19 protein-coding genes and 1 other RNA gene are annotated in these 20,506 nt (G+C 35.2%); 16 read left to right on the top strand and 4 right to left on the bottom strand.

From position 1 onward, the window contains the following. Positions 1-36: 36 nt before the first annotated feature. Positions 37-2,505, bottom strand: a complete 2,469-nt coding sequence (locus tag ACODSI_RS13955) for a glycoside hydrolase family 3 N-terminal domain-containing protein (protein WP_488917476.1) — start codon at positions 2,503-2,505, stop codon at positions 37-39. Positions 2,506-2,667: 162 nt separating this feature from the next. Between ACODSI_RS13955 and ACODSI_RS13960 the strand changes: the two genes are divergently transcribed. The 8 genes from ACODSI_RS13960 (at position 2,668) to ACODSI_RS13995 (ending at position 10,873) form a co-directional block, all read left to right on the top strand. After that, the gene (locus ACODSI_RS13960) at positions 2,668-3,414 is read left to right on the top strand and encodes an NUDIX hydrolase (protein ID WP_488917477.1); all 747 of its coding nucleotides are present in this window, start codon (positions 2,668-2,670) and stop codon (positions 3,412-3,414) included. A 67-nt stretch (positions 3,415-3,481) separates the two neighbouring features. After that, entirely contained in the window at positions 3,482-3,988 is a 507-nt protein-coding gene (locus ACODSI_RS13965) for a hypothetical protein (protein ID WP_488917478.1), read from the top strand. Between the two features lie 6 nt (positions 3,989-3,994). After that, on the top strand, positions 3,995-4,432 hold the full coding sequence (locus ACODSI_RS13970; protein WP_488917479.1) for a nuclear transport factor 2 family protein: 438 nt from the start codon (positions 3,995-3,997) through the stop codon (positions 4,430-4,432). 76 nt (positions 4,433-4,508) lie between these two features. Further along, on the top strand, positions 4,509-5,618 hold the full coding sequence (locus ACODSI_RS13975) for a sensor histidine kinase (protein WP_488917480.1): 1,110 nt from the start codon (positions 4,509-4,511) through the stop codon (positions 5,616-5,618). Next, the gene (locus ACODSI_RS13980; protein WP_488917481.1) at positions 5,611-6,297 is read left to right on the top strand and encodes a response regulator; all 687 of its coding nucleotides are present in this window, start codon (positions 5,611-5,613) and stop codon (positions 6,295-6,297) included. Before ACODSI_RS13975 ends, ACODSI_RS13980 begins: the two co-directional genes overlap by 8 nt. A gap of 112 nt (positions 6,298-6,409) precedes the next feature. After that, positions 6,410-8,344 carry a KUP/HAK/KT family potassium transporter gene (locus ACODSI_RS13985; protein WP_488917482.1) on the top strand — a complete coding sequence of 645 codons (1,935 nt, stop codon included), beginning with the start codon at positions 6,410-6,412 and terminating at the stop codon, positions 8,342-8,344. A gap of 15 nt (positions 8,345-8,359) precedes the next feature. After that, positions 8,360-9,712 (top strand): outer membrane beta-barrel protein, encoded by a 1,353-nt coding sequence (locus ACODSI_RS13990; protein ID WP_488917483.1) that lies wholly within the window; start codon positions 8,360-8,362, stop codon positions 9,710-9,712. A 96-nt stretch (positions 9,713-9,808) separates the two neighbouring features. After that, the gene (locus tag ACODSI_RS13995) at positions 9,809-10,873 is read left to right on the top strand and encodes a porin (protein ID WP_488917484.1); all 1,065 of its coding nucleotides are present in this window, start codon (positions 9,809-9,811) and stop codon (positions 10,871-10,873) included. Between the two features lie 8 nt (positions 10,874-10,881). Here the strand turns inward: ACODSI_RS13995 and ACODSI_RS14000 are convergent, their stop codons facing one another. Beyond that, a complete protein-coding gene (locus tag ACODSI_RS14000; RefSeq protein WP_488917485.1) occupies positions 10,882-12,306 on the bottom strand; it encodes an L-serine ammonia-lyase in 1,425 nt (474 codons plus the stop codon). Between the two features lie 104 nt (positions 12,307-12,410). On the opposite strand from ACODSI_RS14000, the gene ACODSI_RS14005 reads away from it, so the two are divergent. The 3 genes from ACODSI_RS14005 to ACODSI_RS14015 all read left to right on the top strand — a co-directional run bounded on the left by ACODSI_RS14005 (position 12,411) and on the right by ACODSI_RS14015 (position 15,678). Continuing rightward, positions 12,411-12,788: a ribosomal maturation YjgA family protein gene (locus tag ACODSI_RS14005; protein ID WP_488917486.1), complete on the top strand. Its 378-nt coding sequence runs from the start codon at positions 12,411-12,413 to the stop codon at positions 12,786-12,788. Positions 12,789-13,077: 289 nt separating this feature from the next. Beyond that, entirely contained in the window at positions 13,078-14,964 is a 1,887-nt protein-coding gene (gene dnaK / locus ACODSI_RS14010; protein WP_488917487.1) for a molecular chaperone DnaK, read from the top strand. Positions 14,965-15,090: 126 nt separating this feature from the next. Further along, positions 15,091-15,678: a hypothetical protein gene (locus ACODSI_RS14015; RefSeq protein ID WP_488917488.1), complete on the top strand. Its 588-nt coding sequence runs from the start codon at positions 15,091-15,093 to the stop codon at positions 15,676-15,678. 36 nt (positions 15,679-15,714) lie between these two features. Here the strand turns inward: ACODSI_RS14015 and ACODSI_RS14020 are convergent, their stop codons facing one another. Continuing rightward, the gene (locus ACODSI_RS14020; protein ID WP_488917489.1) at positions 15,715-15,960 is read right to left on the bottom strand and encodes a hypothetical protein; all 246 of its coding nucleotides are present in this window, start codon (positions 15,958-15,960) and stop codon (positions 15,715-15,717) included. Position 15,961: 1 nt separating this feature from the next. After that, complete coding sequence (locus ACODSI_RS14025) at positions 15,962-17,038, bottom strand: glutaminyl-peptide cyclotransferase (RefSeq protein WP_488917490.1); 1,077 nt, start codon at positions 17,036-17,038, stop codon at positions 15,962-15,964. 87 nt (positions 17,039-17,125) lie between these two features. Here ACODSI_RS14025 and ffs point away from each other — a divergent pair. From ffs to fsa, 5 genes are all read left to right on the top strand, one after another. Next, positions 17,126-17,223, top strand: an RNA gene (gene ffs, locus ACODSI_RS14030) — signal recognition particle sRNA small type. A gap of 90 nt (positions 17,224-17,313) precedes the next feature. Further along, positions 17,314-18,312, top strand: a complete 999-nt coding sequence (locus ACODSI_RS14035; RefSeq protein WP_488917491.1) for an enolase C-terminal domain-like protein — start codon at positions 17,314-17,316, stop codon at positions 18,310-18,312. Positions 18,313-18,350: 38 nt separating this feature from the next. After that, on the top strand, positions 18,351-18,719 hold the full coding sequence (locus ACODSI_RS14040; protein ID WP_488917492.1) for a VOC family protein: 369 nt from the start codon (positions 18,351-18,353) through the stop codon (positions 18,717-18,719). After that, positions 18,707-19,510, top strand: coding sequence for an SDR family oxidoreductase (locus tag ACODSI_RS14045; protein ID WP_488917493.1), 804 nt, complete (start codon positions 18,707-18,709; stop codon positions 19,508-19,510). Before ACODSI_RS14040 ends, ACODSI_RS14045 begins: the two co-directional genes overlap by 13 nt. A gap of 310 nt (positions 19,511-19,820) precedes the next feature. Continuing rightward, on the top strand, positions 19,821-20,477 hold the full coding sequence (fsa, locus tag ACODSI_RS14050; protein WP_488917494.1) for a fructose-6-phosphate aldolase: 657 nt from the start codon (positions 19,821-19,823) through the stop codon (positions 20,475-20,477). The last annotated feature ends 29 nt before the right edge of the window (positions 20,478-20,506 follow it).

The raw sequence follows: 20,506 nt of genomic DNA on the forward strand, positions 1-20,506 counted from the left end.
CATTTTTAAAATAATTATTCCAAACTAAAAAAATAATTACGGTTTTAAATCGGCAAATTTGATATCGCTAGCAAATGAAGAATTGGTTTTTTCCACTACTAATTCTTTGGCAAGGTTGAAATCGACTGATTTTCTGATGTTTAAAGAGGAGCTTCCTACCGCTACTTTATAGGTTCCTGCCTCTGCAATCCAGGCGTTTCTAGATGCAATGAATGACGCTAATTCTTTAGGGTTTAAAGTAAGGGTTAGGGTCTGACTTTCGCCAGGTTGTAATACATTGGTTTTGCCAAAAGCTTTTAATTCGGATGTCGGTTTGTCAATTGATTTAGATGGAGCCGATACATACAATTCTACAACTTCTTTTCCAGCTATTTTTCCTGTATTTTTTACAGTAACCGAAACGGTCATTTTACCCGAAAATGATTTTGAACTCAATTTTACATCCGAATAATCAAAAGAAGTATAGGATAAGCCATATCCAAATTCGTAAGAAGGTTTTACGTTGAAAGTATTGAAATAACGGTATCCCACATAAACTCCTTCTTCATAAGTAACGCTTGTTGGATTTTCGGCCGGAGTTCCAATCCAATTTTTAGTTGCAGCAGCATCTTCATAGTTTATTGGAAATGTCATTGTCAATCTTCCCGAAGGATTTACTTTTCCTGTGATTACATCCGCTACCGAATTTCCACCTTCTTGGCCTGGTTGCCATGGCAAAATAATTGCATCTACTTTGTCTCTCCAACTTGCCGTTTCAATTACGCCACCAATATTTAAAACTACCACCACTTTTTTGCCTTTGGCATGAAAAGCATCAGCAACTTTATGGATTAGAGTTACTTCGTCGGCAGCCAAATTGAAATCGTCGTTTACAGTTCTATCGGCGGCTTCACCTGCATTTCTTCCTATAGTAATTAAAGCCATTTCAGAGGTATTCGCTTTGTTAGCGATATAGTCACGGCTTAATTCCAATTCAGAAAGTTTTTTAGGAGTAGCCAGTAAGCCACCTTCTTTTTTGCGACGATCCATTTCTTTTTCCTTTTGTCCGGCAGTATATGGTTTGTATATGCTTTCTAATTCTTTATCAATAGAAAAGCCAGCATTAGTTAAACCATCAATTAAAGAAATGGAGTAGGCTTCGTTTACATCGCCACTTCCCGTTCCGCCCGAAATAAAATCGTAGGATGTTACTCCGAAAACTGCTAAAGGCACCGATTTAGATGTGAACGGTAAGGTGTTTTTGTCATTTTTTAAAAGAATAGTTCCTTCAGCCGCCGCTTGTCTCGTAACTTCAGCATTTGCTTTCAAATTGGGTTTATTTGAATAATTGTATTTATTCATAGAAGGCGATTTCAAAATCAATTCTAATATTTTAGAAAGATCTCGATCTACATCAGCTTTGCTTAGTTTTCCATTTTTAATACTTTCTAAAACAGCTTTCTTTTGGGCAGGTAAGCCTGGCATAATTAGGTCGTTTCCTGCAGCAATCTGAGCGGCAACATTATTTACTGCATTAGGGGCAAACGGTGCCATAAAGCTATTGTAGCCTCCAAACCAATCGGTCATTACTAGACCTTTAAATCCCCATTCGTCTCTTAAGACGGTAGTCAATAAATCTTTTCGTTCGGATGTGAAAGTACCATTAATTGAGTTGTAAGACGACATTACTGTCCAAGGCTGAGCTTCTTTAACACTAATTTCAAAACCTCTTAAATAGATTTCACGCAACGCTCTTTCGCTGATGTGTGCATTGATGCCCATTCGATTGCGCTCTTGATTGTTGGCCGCAAAATGTTTAACCGAAGTTCCAACACCATTCGATTGAATTCCGTTTACCATAGCAGCCGAAATTTTACCTGTTAACAATGGATCTTCTGAATAGTATTCAAAATTTCTCCCACAAAGCGGATTTCTATGAATGTTCATTCCTGGTCCTAATAACACATCAACACCATATTCTTTAACTTCATTCCCCATGGCTTTACCAACAGTGTTGATTAGTTCGGTATTCCAAGTAGAAGCTAGAGCAGTTCCTACTGGAAATGCAGTGGCATAATAGGTATTGGTGTCTTTATCGCGAGTAGGGTTGATGCGCAATCCAGCAGGTCCATCAGAAACAATAACCGAAACCAAACCCAATCGTTTGATTTCATAAGTACCTCCAGCGGCTCCAGGCACTTTACCTAAATCGGCTTCTGGATTAAACGTAAATTTTACAGGATCAAAACCGGGCATTCCAATTCCAACTAATAAATTGGTTTTTTCTTCGTCAGTCAATTTGCTTAACAAATCTTTCACGCGATCCGCCATAGGAAGTCTATAATCTTCATAGATGTCTAGCATACCGTTTTGATTAAAATCGGAAAAGGTAAATCCGTTTATGGTGATAATTGGATTTCCGTCTGCATCTGTTTTTACAGGATTAGTTTTCCAAGAAATCCCCGAAATAATTAATGCCGATAACAGTGATGTTTTGGCAATTTTTGAAATGGAATGTTTTTTCATGGTTTATTTTTTATAGAAGTTATTTTTTCATTGCTTCAATATGAAGCAATATTAAATCTATTTTTTAATATTTGCAAAAAATTGGTAATTATTTTTTTGAAATGTATAGATTTATTGTATTAAACATAATCTTATTCGTAATTTTGCAAAGAATTTATAATTATGGACATTAAAAGAATTCTTGAAGAAAAGTCGGAAGTTTCCTGGGAAATCTATTTACCGCATCTTTCTATTGATTGTGTGGTTTTTGGGTTTTACAACACCGAGTTAAAAGTTTTAGTCACCAAAATTAAGGATCAAAACCAATGGGCGCTTCCCGGTGGTTATATTTTGAAGTCTGAAAATTTAAGCGATGCTGCCAACAGAATCTTGTTTGACAGAACTGGAGCAGAGAATATTTACCTGCAACAATTCCGTGTTTTTGGAGATTTGAATCGCTCGGAAGATTTTTTTAAAGACTATTCGGATACACTTTGGAATAAGCAGCGATTTCTTTCTATTGGATTTTACGCATTAGTCGATTATTCAAAAGTCAATTTGGTTATTGATGAAATTTCGGATGCCTGCGAATGGGTTTCTATTGATGATTTACCCGAATTTATGATGGACCATCGCTTTATATTGGACAAAGCATTAATGACACTTCGAAAACAACTGAATCATAAGCCAATTGGTTTAAATTTATTACCCGAAAAATTCACCATGCCCGAACTCCAAAAGTTGTATGAGATTATTTTGGGTAAAAAACTGAACCGTGGTAATTTTTACAGAAAAATGCTCCGTTATGATATTCTTGAAAAATTAGATGAAAGCAGAAAAGGTGGTGCGCACAAAGCCCCTGATTTGTATAAATTTGATGTAGAAAAATACCAAAACGCACTCCAAAATGGATTGAGTGAAGGCTGGTAAAATATTTTTGTAACGTTTTGATTTTTAGAGCTACTAATAGATTAGTTTAACTAGTAAAGTAATCAAAATGGAAACTACTAAAATTTGGAAAACCGTAAAGCAAGGTTTGTATTCTTTTGAAATTGACGGAAATAGTATCGGCACTTTAGAAGTTATTTATTCTCAAAATGATAGAAGGGCATTATTTACCATTGGGAATGCTATTTATACTTTAAAATACACCGGTTTTTGGAATAGTAATTTTGAAATTACTGACGCATCACAAACCAAAATTATGACTTCTCGTATTGAAAAATGGTATGCTAGTGCTATAATTTTAGAGTATAAGGGAAGGCAATTAAAACTTAGAATCCGAAATAATCCTATGGCAGAATATGTCATTTTAGATGGGGAAAAAGAACTATTAGCCTATGGATTGTCTACTGAAAATCGAAAAGCAATAGTGAGAATAAACACTTTTTCTGACGAAAATGATTATGTATTTGATTTTTTACTCTGGTATCTTTTCTTACCAATTGCACAAGAAAATATTGGAGATAACTTTTTATTCCAATCACTACTATTAAATGCCTAATTTTCTATGAAAAAGATTTTACTTTTTATCATTTTACTTTTAAGCCATTTCATCCATGCTCAAGAGCAAGAAGCAAAAACTACCATTGAACAATTTTTTGTTGCTTTTCATGCCAAAGATACTTTGAAAATGAAAGCAATATGTTCGGATAAAATGATTTTACAATCCATTCAAGAAAATGCTAAAGGCGCTAAATTAATCGATGAATCCAGTACTGAATTTTACAAGTCGATTGCTTCAATTCCAAACAACATCACATTTCAAGAAAAGCTGTTGGGCTTTACTATAAAAGTAGATGGAGCTATGGCACACGTTTGGACGCCCTATGAATTCTACATAAATGGCAAGTTAAGTCATTCGGGAGTCAATGCTTTTACACTTTTTAAAGAAAACAATAGTTGGAAAATTATCTATTGTATTGATACCAGAAGGAAATCTTTATAAAATCTTTATACAATCGCAAGAGAATACTATTTTTTACTTACAACTAACGCCGTAACTTTGTCAAAAATTAGAAGCAATGGATAAGTTGTTTAAAAAGAATACACCCAACCAATACCTAATTAGTGTAGTATCAGTTGTTATTCTTTCCTTATTGAGTCTTATCGTAAGAGATACAATCGATTATAAAATCATAGGATATGTTTTATTGCTTTTAGTTTCTCTATTAGCTATTTTCCTCGAAATAAGACCAGTTTTATTAGCCGCTATCTTGAGTGCTTTGGCTTTAGATTATTTATTCATCAAGCCTTATTACACACTTCACATTGATAATGTTCAAGATGCATTTTTGCTCATTATGTTCTTTATCATTGCTTTGATTAATGCCGTTTTAACTAATAAATTTAGACGAATGCAACGTGCCATTCAAATTAAAGAAACACGTGCCAGTACTTTAAAATTATACAATACCTTACTCGATTCTTTATCGCACGAATTGCGCACACCGATTGCTGCTATTTTAGGTTCTATCGATACCTTGCAACAAAAAAATGTGAACTTATCGTCAGAAACCCAACAAAAATTGCATAATGAAATTGAGAAAGCGTCGATGAAGTTGAACTATCAAGTAGAAAATTTGCTGAACATGTCGCGTTTAGAATCAGGATATATTCATCCTAAATTAGATTGGTGTGATGTTAAGGAAATTATTTATAATGTTTGCAGTCGGCTTTCTGAAGAAACAAAAGACCATCACATTTCCTATAAAATAGACGAAAATTTACCTTTATTCAAATTGGATTATGGATTGATGGAACAAATTATTTACAATTTGGTTTACAATTGTGCACAACATACGCCTAAAGGAGCAAACATAGAAATTAGTGCGAAATACGATGTGGATGTGGATTATGAAGTGCATATTGATTTGATTAAAAAATGCATCATCACTATTTCTGATAATGGCTACGGATTTCCACCAGAAGAAATTGATCGTGCTTTCGATAAATTTCATAGATTTAAAGATTCAAAAACCGGCGGAACTGGTTTGGGTTTGTCTATTGTGAAAGGCTTCGTTGAAGCTCAAAATGGTAGTATTACTTTGCAAAATGGTGAAGAAAGCGGTGCCGTTTTTACCTTAGAATTTAATGTTGATTGTTTACCCATTAATTCTTTAAAAAATGAATAACGGATTTTCCATATTGGTCATAGACGATGAAATTCAAATACGAAAGTTGCTTGAAATTTCACTAGAAGCCAATGAGTATAAAGTTTATTTTGCCGTAAATGGAAAAGAAGGAATTACGGCAGCAGCAAGCCATCAACCCGATTTGATTCTCTTAGATTTGGGTTTGCCTGATGAAGACGGTCAAGATGTTTTGGTCAAATTGCGCGAATGGTACCACAATCCAATCATCATTTTAACGGTTAAAAGCGCCGAAGAAGAAATTGTGAAAGCATTAGACAATGGCGCTAACGATTATTTGACTAAGCCTTTTCGAACTCAAGAATTATTAGCACGTATTCGAACTGCGTTGCGAAGTAAATCGAGTGTAACCAACGAATCGATACTCACTTTTGGAAATATTTCAGTCGATTTGGTTTCTAGAATAGTTAAAGTAAACAATGAAATTATAAAGTTTACGGCTACTGAATATAATTTACTTACGCTTTTAATAAAAAATGACGGACGTGTATTGACCCATCAATATATTCTCAAAGAAATTTGGGGTCAAAGCTATTCCGAACAAACGCAATATTTGCGCGTTTTTGTGGCGCAACTTCGTAAAAAAATTGAAGACGATCCCAACCGACCTAAATTCATCATCACCGAATCGGGTGTAGGATATCGCTTCAATACGTCTTAAAATTTCAAACTAATCTTATCGAATTACCAATTGAATTGCTTGTTTTAAACTCGCGATAAAGGTCTTTTGTGCTCAATTTTTTCTAATACTTAAATACTTAAATTCTAAAATAATGAATCCTTCAACCAAACAAAAAATAACAGCAGTATCGCTTTTAGTAGCACTCGGCATCATTTATGGTGATATTGGAACCAGTCCGTTGTATGTAATGAAAGCCATTATTGGCGACAAACCTATAAACGAATTACTGGTTTACGGTGGTGTTTCTTGTGTTTTTTGGACGCTTACTTTTCAAACCACTTTAAAATACATTATCCTCACACTTTCGGCCGACAATCACGGCGAAGGCGGTGTTTTTTCGCTTTATGCATTAGTAAAACGTTTTGGGAAAGGGAAGTTAGTGATTCCAACTATTCTAGGAGCAACCACACTTTTAGCCGATGGAATTATTACACCACCCATTTCAGTTGCTTCTGCGGTAGAAGGATTGGGCGATATAATTCCGAATATTCCCACCATTCCCATTGTGATTGTAATTTTATCGGGATTGTTTATTTTTCAACGCTTTGGAACTCAAAAAGTGGGTTCGATATTTGGTCCAGCCATGTTCATTTGGTTCAGTATGCTTCTAGTTTTAGGAGTTTCACAAATCATTCATCATCCTGGAATCATCAAAGCATTAAATCCTATGTATGGGTATGAATTGCTAACACAATATCCAAAAGGCTTCTGGTTGTTAGGCGCTGTTTTCCTATGTACTACTGGTGCTGAAGCATTGTATTCCGACTTAGGGCATTGTGGTAAAGAGAATATTCGTTTGACTTGGATTTTTGTAAAAATAAGTTTGGTTGTGAACTATTTGGGGCAATCGGCTTGGTTGATGAATCAAGGAAAAGAATTCCTAGATGGCAGAAACCCATTTTATGCCATCATGCCACATTGGTTTTTATTGGCAGGTGTAATTATATCTACATTCGCCACCATCATCGCATCTCAGGCTTTAATTAGTGGTTCGTTTACGTTAATTAATGAGGCTATATCGTTGAACTTTTGGCCACGGGTTACTCTTAAAAATCCAACCAATTTAAAAGGGCAAATTTATATTCCCTCTATAAATAACATACTTTGGTTTGGGTGTATTTTGATGATTTTATATTTCAAAAACTCCACCAATATGGAAGCTGCTTATGGTTTTTCCATCACTATTGCCATGATGATGACCACTGTTTTACTAACGTATTACTTGGTTTATATTAAAAAAATACACAAATCGTGGGTTACTTTAATATTGATTGTATTTGCTTTAATTGAAGTGTCTTTTTTCATTGCTAATGTCTCTAAAATTAAAGAACGATGGATGTTTTTATTCTTTGAATTATTCATTTTTATGGTGATGTATGTTTGGTATTATTCTCGTAAAATCAACAATCGATTTGTAAAATTCATTAATTTGGTAGAGCAAACTTCCTTGTTGAAAGCATTGAGTGAAGACGATGCCATTCCGAAATATGCTACGCATTTAATCTATTTATCAAAAGCTGATCGAACTTATGAAATTGAAGAAAAAATCATCAAATCCATTTTCGCTAAACAACCCAAAAGAGCTGATATTTACTGGTTTTTTCACATTAATCGAACCAATGAACCGTTTACCTTAAACTATGAAGTAATCGAATTATTAGACGATAAAGTCATCAAAATCGTATTGAATATCGGATTTAGAGTGCAACCCAAAGTAGAGTTGTATTTCAAAAAAATTGTTCAGGATTTAATGAGTAAAAAAGAATTGAACTTACACATTCGCCCAGATGGTTCAACAAAATACAATAGCGAACCCGACTTTAAATTCATCATTATTGAGAAATTTCTTTCTGCAGAAAATGAATTTGCTATGAAGGAAGGATTCTTATTGCATTCGTATTATTGGTTAAAAAACCTGTCACTTTCTGATGCCAAAGCCTTTGGATTGGATAAAAGTGATGTGGCCATAGAAAATGTTCCTATAGTATACCAACCCATGACCAACTTACAATTAGAACGAAAATAAACAAACAAAACAAACATGAAAACAAACATTTTTTTAGGAGCACTGTTCTATTCAGCTATATTTTTTGGACAGACTGATTCGACTAAAGTCAAAACACCTTTTGAAGGTATGGATCAAACTTGGCAAAACGGTTCTGACCGACGAACCAACTCGGTTTTAACGTCAAAATATTTTACAGGAAGCGTTATGCTTGATGCCAATTACACCCATTCGTTTAACAATCCAAATGACAATACCGTTGTGGGTTCTACTGCTTTGGCACGCAATAACGAAATGCAAGTTTCTAGTGCTAATTTGGGTGGTGAATTTAACTATGAAGGTGCTCGCGGTAAAATTATGATGCAATTTGGCACGCGTTCTACGGTGATTCCACGAAACGATTACAGTGTCTATCGCGGTCAATACCAATTGGATAATGTGTATCGCTATTTGTCTGAAGCCTATGCAGGGTATCATTTTAATAAATGGTACGGCATTAATGTGGACGCCGGAATGTTCATGTCCTACATCGGTTTGAATTCGTATTATCAAGTTGAAAATTGGGAATACCAAGCTTCTTTTACATCCGACAATACGCCATGGTTTTTCAATGGTTTGCGTATTCAAATCTTTCCAACGAAAAAATTAAAAATTGAAGGTTGGTTGATTAACGGATGGCAGAGTTATGGTAAATTCAACAGTATGCCCGGAGTTGGAGGAAATATTACGTGGTGTCCTAATGAAGCTGTCAAACTATTAAGTAACGATTATTATGGTACTGATGCCGCAGGATTACCAAACAGGAAGCGCTTTCATTCGGATAATAGTTTGTTAGTGCGCTATTACAACCAACCTAAAGCTAAAGGTGTGAGTCGTGCGGCTTTTTCCTCTACCTTTGATATCGGATTTGAATCGGGTGATGGTGTTAAAGGATTTAATGGCGATGCCAACACACCTTCACAGTATTTCTTGAGTGGTATGGTGTATAACCGAATTTGGTTCAACCAAAATAAGCTTGCTTGGACTATTGGTGGTGGTTATATGACCAATCCTGGAAGGTATTTAGTATTGTATCCCACAGGAGATGCGAGTCCGTTACCGAATCCTAATAATCCAACTCAAACGGCTGGGACGCATCCCTTTTCGGCCAATCCAGGCGATGAATTTAAAGGTTGGGATTGTTCTACCAATTTTGATTTCATGCCCAACCAAAGCATAACTTTTCGAATAGAATTTGTTCATAGAGAGGCGAATGTTCCTTATTTTGCGGGTAGTGGCGGTGTTACTTCACCAACAGGTTACACCACTACAGCTTTGCCAACCGATTGGAAACCTGATTTGGTTAAAATGGAAAACCGACTCATTTTTGCTATTTTATTTAGAATTTAATTAAAAAAAGTAAGTTTCATACGAATGCAAATCTAAATGTCAAAAAAGCGTTTAGATTTGCATTTTTATTTTTAGAATTTTCTAAATAAGGTTCGTATGAAACACTTCTTTTATTCTTTTTTACTAATTGTTTGTTGCAGTTTTTTTGGTTTTTCACAAGAAAAAAGTGAGGTTAAAGTAACATTTTCGGGGTTTTTAGAGACCTATTATTCGTATGATTTTAATCAACCTCAATCGGAAAAGAAGTTACCTTTTTTATACAATTATAACCGACACAATGAGTTCAATGTCAATCTGGGCTTGCTTAGAGCCAAACTGGAATATGAAAATATGTACGGAAGTATTGCATTACATTCGGGTACTTATGTTGAAGATAATTATGCTAATGAAAAAATAAAATATGTTAGCGAAGCCTATTTAGGATTGTATTTGGATCAACATAAAAAGCAAACCATTGAAGTAGGAATTATGCCCAGTCATATTGGTTTTGAATCGGCTACAACGGCGACTAACTTGACTTTAACACGTTCTATTTTGGCTGAAAATTCACCGTATTTTGTAACTGGAATTAAATATTCATACAAACCGTCCGATAAGTGGAATTTTTCGGGATTAATCTTGAATGGTTGGCAGCGCATTTCAAAACCAGAAAAAAATAGTATTCCCTCAATAGGAACTCAAATGGTTTACAAACCATCCGATAAATCAACAATTAATTGGAGTAATTTTGTGGGTAGAGAATATTATGGTTCCGAATTATTAATGCGTTATTTCACCAACATTTATTGGGACTACAAATGGAATTCGAAATGGCGAACTATTGGAGGTTTCGATTTTGGTTTGCAAGACACTTCTTCTCGAAACGAAGTGCATGCCAATTGGTTTAGTCCAGTGATTATAGCACAATATACCATCAATTCAAAATGGCAAACGGCACTTCGAGCAGAGTATTATCAAGATGTAAAAAACGTTATGATTGCTACACCTAATGCGTTTAAAACAACAGGTGCTTCTTTGAATTTTGATTATTTAATCAATTCAAAAATGAAATTTAGAACTGAAGTGCGCTACTTTGACAGTAAAGAAAAAGTGTTTGTAAAAAACAATCAACTCACTCCTGAAGATTTTTTTATAACTACGAGTTTGAGTTTCGAATTTTAATCGATGTACTAACAATCAGCCACGTTAACGGCTACAGCTAATCCACCTTCGGAGGTTTCTTTATATTTGGAATTCATATCTTTAGCCGTTTGCCACATGGTATTAATGACTTTATCCAAAGGCACTTTGGCATTTTTAGCATCGGTCTCCATTGCCAACTCGGCAGCATTAATGGCTTTAATAGCACCCATAGTATTGCGCTCGATACACGGAATTTGAACCAAACCGCCAATAGGGTCGCAAGTCAACCCGAGATGATGTTCCATGGCAATTTCGGCTGCCATTTGCACTTGATCGGGAGTGCCACCCATTACTTCACACAACGCAGCTGCTGCCATGGCTGACGAAACGCCAATTTCTGCCTGACAACCACCCATAGCTGCTGATATCGTAGAACCTTTTTTGAAAATACTGCCAATTTCGCCAGCAACCATCAGAAATTGTTTGATTTCTTTTTCACCAGCGTCATGGTTTTCAATCACTAAATAGTACATTAAAACAGCCGGAATTACACCAGCACTTCCGTTGGTTGGTGCGGTAACTACACGACCTAATGCCGCATTAACTTCGTTAACCGCTAAAGCAAAACACGACACCCATTTAAGAATTTGACGAAATTTCACTTCGGTTTTTCTAATGCACTCGAGCCATTCTTGAGGCGAATTGTAGTTGGACAATCCTATTAGACCTTGATGCATATCAAAAGCACGTCGGCGCACATTCAATCCGCCAGGAAGTATGCCTTCACTATGACATCCAATGTACATACATTCGAGCATGGTGTTCCAAATGCGCATTAACTCGTTGTGAATTTCTTCTTCAGAGCGCATCGATTTTTCATTATCGTAAACCACTTCAGAAATTTTTCGGTTTTGAGTGGTACAATACTGCAGTAATTCTTCTGCATTTTGAATAGGATATGGAAACGCACATTTGATGGCTAATTTCTTTTTGGCGTTGATGCGTTCTTCTTTCACCACAAAGCCACCACCAATAGAGTAGAAGGTTGACGCATATTCTTGAGTTGCTGTTTTGGCGGTAAAAGTCATTCCATTAGCATGAAATGGCAAGAAGTTTTTATTGAAGACAATGTCTTTATCAAAATCAAACGCAATAGGAAATTGATTACCAAGGTTGATTTGTTTATTAGTTTTTATGGACGAAATGATTTTGTCGATATTTTGAACCGGAATGTACTCGGGATCTTGACCACTTAATCCCAGCATGACCGCTAAATCGGTAGCGTGACCAATTCCGGTAAGTGATAAAGAACCAAACAAATCGACTTTAATATGGGATACATTTTCAAGAAGGTTTTCTTGTTTGAGTTCGGCTAAAAATCGTTCGGCAGCACGCCAAGGCCCCAAAGTGTGCGAACTCGACGGTCCGACACCAATTTTTAACATGTCAAAAACCGAAATACATTCTTCCATAAACTATATCGTTTTAGTAAAGGCAAATATAACGGAAAGAATTAGATTTTTTAAGCTACATTTGATTTTGTTATTCTTAATAAAATCAAGTTTTGGCTATTAAATTGAAATATAATTATTTGGCTTTTTTTGTGGTACTTTTTTTAACAGAGATAGTGATAGCCTTGTATGTGCACGACGATTTTATTCGACCTTTTTTTGGAGATGTTTTGGTGGTTATTTTGATCTATTGCTTTTTGATGAGTTTTCTAAAAGTTTCAAAAATCAAGATGGCGGTATTTGTTTTACTTTTTGCTTTTGGTATTGAATTGGGACAATATTGTGATTTGATTTCGATTTTACACCTTCAAAATTCGAGATTAGCACGTGTGGTGATTGGAACGTCTTATTCTACAGCAGATTTAGGTTGCTATTTGGTTGGATTTGTTCTCATTTTGTTAGTAGAATATTGGTTAGAAAATAAAAAGAACAATAAAGTGTAATAACATAGTTAATTCCTAGCCCAGGTAGAGCCGGCATCCTTGCGTAGTTTACGAAGCAAGATACAGGCAAAAACTGGACACGAGCTCCAAAAGAGCGAACTGATGAAGTAAATAGCTTCTAAAAAATACAAAATTTGCGACAACTTGTCATATAATTTTCCTTTAAAACTGACAATTTTAACCAATTTATCGCTTGGCACAATACTTGTCATTTGTGAAAACGTGTTGAAAAACGCTGCTCACTCCTAGAGGAGCAATCAAAAGAAAACAAAAAAAGGAGATAAAAAAAATGGGAAAAATTATTGGTATCGATTTAGGTACAACCAATTCATGTGTTGCTGTTATGGAAGGTGGAGAACCAGTTGTAATTGCTAATGCAGAAGGAAAAAGAACTACACCATCTGTAATTGCATTTGTAGAAGGTGGCGAAATTAAAGTAGGTGACCCTGCAAAAAGACAGGCAGTAACAAATCCTACTAAAACCATAGCATCTGTAAAAAGATTTATGGGTAATAAATATTCAGAAAGTGCTAAAGAAGCATCGACTGTAGCGTATAAAGTGGTTAAAGGAGATAATGACACACCACGTGTTGATATTGACGGAAGACTTTATACACCACAAGAATTGTCAGCAATGACACTTCAAAAAATGAAAAAAACTGCTGAAGACTATTTGGGTCAAACCGTTACAGAAGCAGTTATCACAGTACCAGCTTATTTTAACGATGCACAACGTCAAGCTACAAAAGAAGCCGGTGAAATTGCAGGATTGAAAGTAATGCGTATCATCAATGAGCCCACTGCTGCGGCATTAGCTTATGGATTGGACAAACAAGGTAAAGACCAAAAAATTGCAGTTTACGATTTAGGTGGAGGTACATTTGATATTTCTGTTCTTGAATTAGGTGACGGAGTTTTTGAAGTATTATCTACCAATGGAGATACACACTTAGGTGGAGACGATTTTGATCAAGTGATCATCGATTGGATGGCTAACGAATTCAACAGCGAAGAAGGTGTTGATTTACGTAAAGATCCAATGGCGTTACAACGTTTGAAAGAAGCTGCTGAAAAAGCTAAAATTGAATTGTCATCTTCAACTCAAACAGAAATTAACTTGCCGTATGTTACAGCTACTGCTTCAGGACCAAAACACTTAGTTAAAACATTAACTCGTGCTAAGTTTGAGCAATTGGCTGAAACTTTAGTAAAACGTTCAATGGAACCCGTTGCTAAAGCGTTGAAAGATGCAGGTTTGTCAACTTCTGATATTGATGAAGTAATCTTGGTTGGAGGTTCTACAAGAATTCCAGTAATTCAAGAGCAAGTAGAAAAATTCTTTGGTAAAAAAGCATCAAAAGGAGTGAACCCTGATGAAGTTGTAGCTATTGGTGCTGCCATTCAAGGTGGTGTTTTAACGGGTGATGTAAAAGATGTATTGTTATTAGACGTAACACCTTTATCATTAGGAATTGAAACTATGGGTAATGTGATGACCAAATTAATTGAGTCTAACACTACTATTCCAACTAAAAAATCACAAGTTTTCTCAACGGCTGCGGACAATCAACCAAGTGTTGAAATTCACGTATTGCAAGGTGAAAGAACGATGGCCGCAGATAATAAAACTATCGGTCGTTTCCACTTAGATGGAATTCCACCAGCACCAAGAGGTGTTCCTCAAATTGAAGTAACATTTGATATTGATGCTAATGGTATCATCAAAGTGTCTGCTACAGATAAAGGAACAGGTAAATCTCACGACATTCGTATTGAAGCTTCTTCAGGTTTAACTCCAGAAGAAATCGAAAGAATGAAGAAAGATGCTGAAATGAATGCAGAAAATGATAGAGTTGCTAGAGAGAAAGCTGATAAATTGAACGAAGCTGACAGTATGATTTTCCAAACTGAAAGTCAATTGAAAGAGTTGGGCGATAAATTATCTGACGATCATAAAGTAGGTATTGAAGCGGCTTTAACTGAATTGAGAATGGCACACCAAAATCAAGATTTAGAAGCCATTCAAAAAGGTCTTGATAACGTGAATGCTGCTTGGAAAGTTGCCACTGAAGCAATGTATGCTCAAGGTGATGCAGGTCAAGCCCAAGAAGCACAGCCACAAGCCGACGCTAATGGCGACCAAACTCAAGATGTAGATTTTGAAGAGGTAAAATAAGAACTAAGTAATTAGTACTACATTTTAATAGTAAACCGAGTTAGCAATAACTCGGTTTTTTTATTTAACAGTAATCAAACAAATAATTTGCTATATTGGTCGTTCATTAAACATCAATTTAATTCTATGAAAAAAATAATTTTGTTGGTAGCGCTTTCTTTCGTGTTGGCTACCGCTGTTGGTCAAAAAAAGAAAGCTACTGCAGCATCCAAAGCAACTGTTGGTTTGGCTAAAGCCGATAATTTAGTGGCTGAAGTAAAGTCGGGAAATTTTCAATTGACAATTACTGAAAATGGCAAACCCAAAGATGCTATTGTGATCAAGGCAGCTGATGCTAAATTTGCACCAACCAATTGTAAATTAACGTCGTTCACTGCAAGTGGTACCAAATTGTATTTATTGACTTGGACTGAAGTTACACAAAACAAAACCGATTTAAAAACAGAAGATATTACGACCATTTATTCTAATATTTATGAAATCTCATCAAAAAAACTGGTTTTTTACAATACACAACTAACCAATCATATCACTGAGAAAGTCTTTTTAGATAAAATGAAACAGGTAAGTGAAACCCAAGAAAAGATGCGAAGAGAAGGTTTTGAATTTACGTTAAATCCTGATGGTTCGGTGAAACAAAAGAACAAAACGCAAGAAAATAAGTTAGTGTTCGATGCGGCTAAAATGGAATATGTAGACAGTAGAAAAAAATAAGTTAAAAAAAATCGAGTTTAATTCACTCGATTTTTTTTATTTTCTTTTGATGAATAGTTTCGAAATTTTGGTTAAAATAGCAGATTTTGGTTTAGTAGTATTTTGGAGTGACGTTGCATAACGCAAACAAACTTCATCTGTATTTATCGCTTTTTCATTGTCGTAGTCAAAAACATTTTTCTGACATAGGGTACAAAATCGGCTTTTTTCTTCAGGATTCATTTCAAGCCAATTCTCCTGACATGGTTTCGGAACTAAACTACTTTTAGTTGTATTTGACATCTTATTGGTTTATCTTGATTTCAAACATCTTATCCCAATTTTTGCCCGTTACAAAAAAGGTTTTAGTTTTTGGGTTGTAAGCAATTCCGTTAAGCACATCAACATCGGCTAGTTTAGTTCGCTTTTTTTCTAAATCGGATAAGTCTAACATCGCTTCAACAGCACCATTTTTTGGATTGATGACAATAACAAAATTTCGTTGATAAATATTGCTGTAAATTTTTCCATCAACCCATTCCAATTCATTGATATAAGGAACTTTTGAATTGCCAGAATATACATTTAAATAGTCAATTTGTTGCAATGTTTCTGGGTCAACAATATGAATTTTTTCTGAACCATCATTATAATACAAATTCTTGCCATCATTCGTCATTCCCCAACCTTCCATAGGTTTATAATAAGGTAATGTTTTTAATTTTTTAAAGGTATTTACATCATACACATAGCACTCGTTTTGCTTGTACGTCAATTGATAAATTTTACCATTTAAAATTGAAATTCCTTCTCCAAAAATAGCTTCAGGGTATTCTACTTTTTTCAACACTTTTCCTGTTTTGTAATCTACTTTTCGCATGCTTGAAATGCCTCTAATTCCGGTATCGTTTCCTTCACCATTTCCTGTTCCTTCATACAAGGTATCTTTGTAAAACTCTAAACCTTCTATGTAAGCTTTGTAATCGTGTGGATACGTGTTTACAATGGTATACGTTAAAACTTTAGGTGTAATATCGGAGATCAACTCCACACGGGTAGAATCTACTTCAGTCGATCCGTCGTAAAAGATATTGGCTTTTAAATTTTGATAACCTAACTTTTGATTTTTTAAATCAAATAATAACTTGTCAGCGCCTTTAACAGCTCCAACTTTTTTGTTATTGATGGAATAAACAATGCTGTCTACTTTTTTATTTTGAAGATTAACAACCTCTAATTTTAAGGTTTCTTTTGGGGTATATTGTGCTTTTAGTACATTTTCATTGAAGCTAAATAAGTTCTCTGAAGCAGTTTTATCCAAACAACTCACAGTCGATAGAGAAGCTAATAAAATGACTGCTAATAGATTATATTTTTTCATTATAAAAAGGTTGAATTTTATAGTTACAAATGTATTATTTAAGATGTTAATTTCTTGCAAAAATATAAAAAGATTGTATCTTTGCACCGGCAAGTCCTACACGACCAGCTCCTGCAGACTCCTCCAGGATGGGAACATAGCAAAGGTATGTGGTTGTAGCGGTGCGATGTAGGTCGCTTGCCATCTTTTTATTCCGTTACGCTACTTTGGTTTCGTTTCGGAATTATTTTTTTATATTTGTTTGTACTTCAACAAACAAAAATCAACTTCCTTACATGACATTATCTTGGCAAATTGTTCGCTTGGAATTAAAAGAAACTTTTTCCATTGCTTATGGTAATTATTCCCACCGAGAAGCATTAATTGTTTCGTTGCAATCGCATCAATGCTCTGGTTATGGCGAATGTACTGCTATCGATTATTATCATATTAATTTAGCAGATTTTGAGCTTCAATTGAAATCGATTCAAAGTAAAATTGAATCACAAAAAATACAACAGCCAACCGATTTTTATGCATTTCTACTAACTTTAGAATTGCCAAGTTTCTTGCGTTCTGCTTTAGATTGTGCCTATTGGGATTTGTATGGAAAACTTGAAAATAAAACTTTTTTGGAGCTCAATTCAATTAATGTTCGGCAACTTCCAGAATCATCCATTACGATTAGTGTGGCTCCGATTGTAGATCAAATTAAAAAAATAAAAACGTCATCTTGGAATAGATTCAAAGTAAAATGCAATCATTTTAACAAGCAAGAAATCACCTCTTTATTGGAATTGGATTACAATATTGCTTTAGATTCAAATGGTAGTTTTTTGAAAGACGATTGTCTGTGGTTGGAACACGATGCTGGCACTGAAAGGTTCGCTTATTTAGAGCAACCTATGCCAAAAGGAAGTGAACAATTTAAAGTTTTGCATGCTGATTTACATGCCAATTGGATGGCTGATGAAGATTGTCAAGATGAAGTGGCTTTAGAACAATTGCAACCGCATTACAGAAGTGTTAATATTAAATTAGTGAAATGTGGTGGATTAACACCAGCCTTGCAAATGATTGCTAAGGCACGAGAATTGAATTACAAGATAATGATTGGTTGTATGACCGAATCAACTGTTGGAATTTCGGCTGGAGCTGCACTTGCACCATTATGTGATTTTGCCGATTTGGATGGTGCTAACTTGATTTCCAATGATATTGCTAAAGGAAGTCAAATAGTTAATGGAAAAATCCAATTATCTGAACAATCTGGATTGGGAATTACTTTAATTTAGGATAGATTTTTCTATCTTTAACCCTTAATTTTTATCAAATGAAATTTGAACCTATAGTTCCAATGATTTGGACGAAAGAATTACAAAAAACCATCGATTTTTACTGTAATGTTCTAGGATTTACTTGCGGAAATCAAAGTGAAGAATGGGGTTGGGCTTCTGTTCACAAAGATGATTGTGAAATTATGATAGCCGAACCTAATGCACATACACCATTTGAACGACCTTATTTTTCGGGAACTTTTTACATCAAAACGGATGATGTAGAAACGCTTTGGAATGATTTGAAAGACAAAGTTAAAGTGGCGTATGATTTAGAAGATTTTGATTGGGGCATGCGTGAGTTTGCCATTTACGACAACAACAGTTATATGATTCAATTCGGGCAAGATTTATGGAAAAAGTAGTATTAATAACTGGTGGTTCCTCTGGGATTGGAAAATCTATTGGGGAGTTTCTGCATCATAAAGGTTTTGTAGTGTATGGTACGAGCCGAAATCCAGAACGTGTTACCAATTCGGTGTTTCCGTTGATTGCACTGGATGTTCGAAATGTTGAGAGCATTCAAAAAGCGGTTGCTGAAGTAATCACCAAATCGGGTAGGGTTGATGTGGTGATAAACAATGCAGGTGTTGGAATAACGGGTCCGATTGAAGAAATTCCGACAGAAGAAATCAAGAATAATTTTGAAACTAATTTGTTCGGTCCGATTGAAGTAATGAAAGCCGTTTTGCCACAAATGCGTCTGCAAAATTCGGGTTTGATCATTAACATTACTTCTATAGCCGGTTATATGGGTTTGCCATATCGCGGCATTTATTCGGCTTCCAAAGGCGCTTTAGAATTGATTACCGAAGCGTTGCGAATGGAAGTCAAATCGTTTGGAATACACCTAACGAATGTGGCACCTGGTGATTTTGCGACTAATATTGCGGCCGGACGTTATCATGCACCTTTAGTCAAAGGCTCGGCTTATGAACTGCCGTATGGAAATACCTTAAAAATGATGGACGAACATGTGGATAGTGGCAGTAATCCGTATGAAATGGCAGCAGCAATTTATAAGATTATTCAAAATCCGAATCCGAAAGTACATTATAAGATTGGCGTTTTTATGCAAAAATTTTCTATTGTGTTGAAACGCATTTTACCTGATACAATGTATGAGAGAATGTTGATGAATCATTACAAGCTTTGACAAAATTCAATGTCAATTTCAATCACAATTACAAAAATCAATTACAAAATTCAATGTCAATTTCAAAAATCAATTAAAACACAATCATAATTTGATTTTTGTAATTGAATTTTGTAATTGAATTTTGTAATTGAATTTTGAAAAGGAATTTGTAATTTTGCACCCGATTGCGTTAAGGATAGTAGTGAAAAGCCCAGAAACTTGCTGCAACGATAGTGGAAGTAAGTTGAGGACTTGTAACGGATAGCCTGACCCGTAGGGTAACGCCCAAATTAAAAATAAAAACACAACTACTTTAATATATAAAACTATGAAATTTTTTATTGACACTGCCAATCTAAACGACATTAAAGAAGCACAATCGCTTGGAATTCTTGATGGCGTAACAACTAATCCTTCGTTGATGGCGAAAGAAGGAATTACTGGGAAAAACAACATTTTGAAACACTATGTTGACATTTGCAATATTGTAGATGGTGAAGTGAGCGCCGAAGTGAACGCAGTTGACTATGAAGGAATGGTGAAAGAAGGTGAAGAATTGGCGGAATTGCACGATCAAATTGTGGTAAAACTTCCGATGACTAAAGATGGAATCAAAGCCTGTAAATATTTTTCGGATAAAGGAATAAAAACGAATGTTACTTTAGTGTTTTCGGCAGGTCAAGCGTTGTTGGCAGCTAAAGCTGGAGCGACTTTTGTATCGCCATTCGTAGGACGTTTAGACGATATTTCAACCGATGGTTTGAACTTGATTCAAGAGATTAGAGAAATTTATGATAACTACGGTTATGAAACTCAAATTTTGGCCGCTTCAGTGCGTCACACGATGCATATCGTAAACTGTGCTAAAATTGGTGCTGATGTGATGACCGGTCCATTATCAGCTATTTTAGGTTTGTTGAAACACCCATTAACCGATATTGGATTGGCGCAGTTTATTGCTGATTTCGAAAAAGGAAACAAATAAAAGTACGAAGTTAAAAGTACGAGGTACGA

The organism is Flavobacterium sp. FG139 (assembly GCF_057809695.1).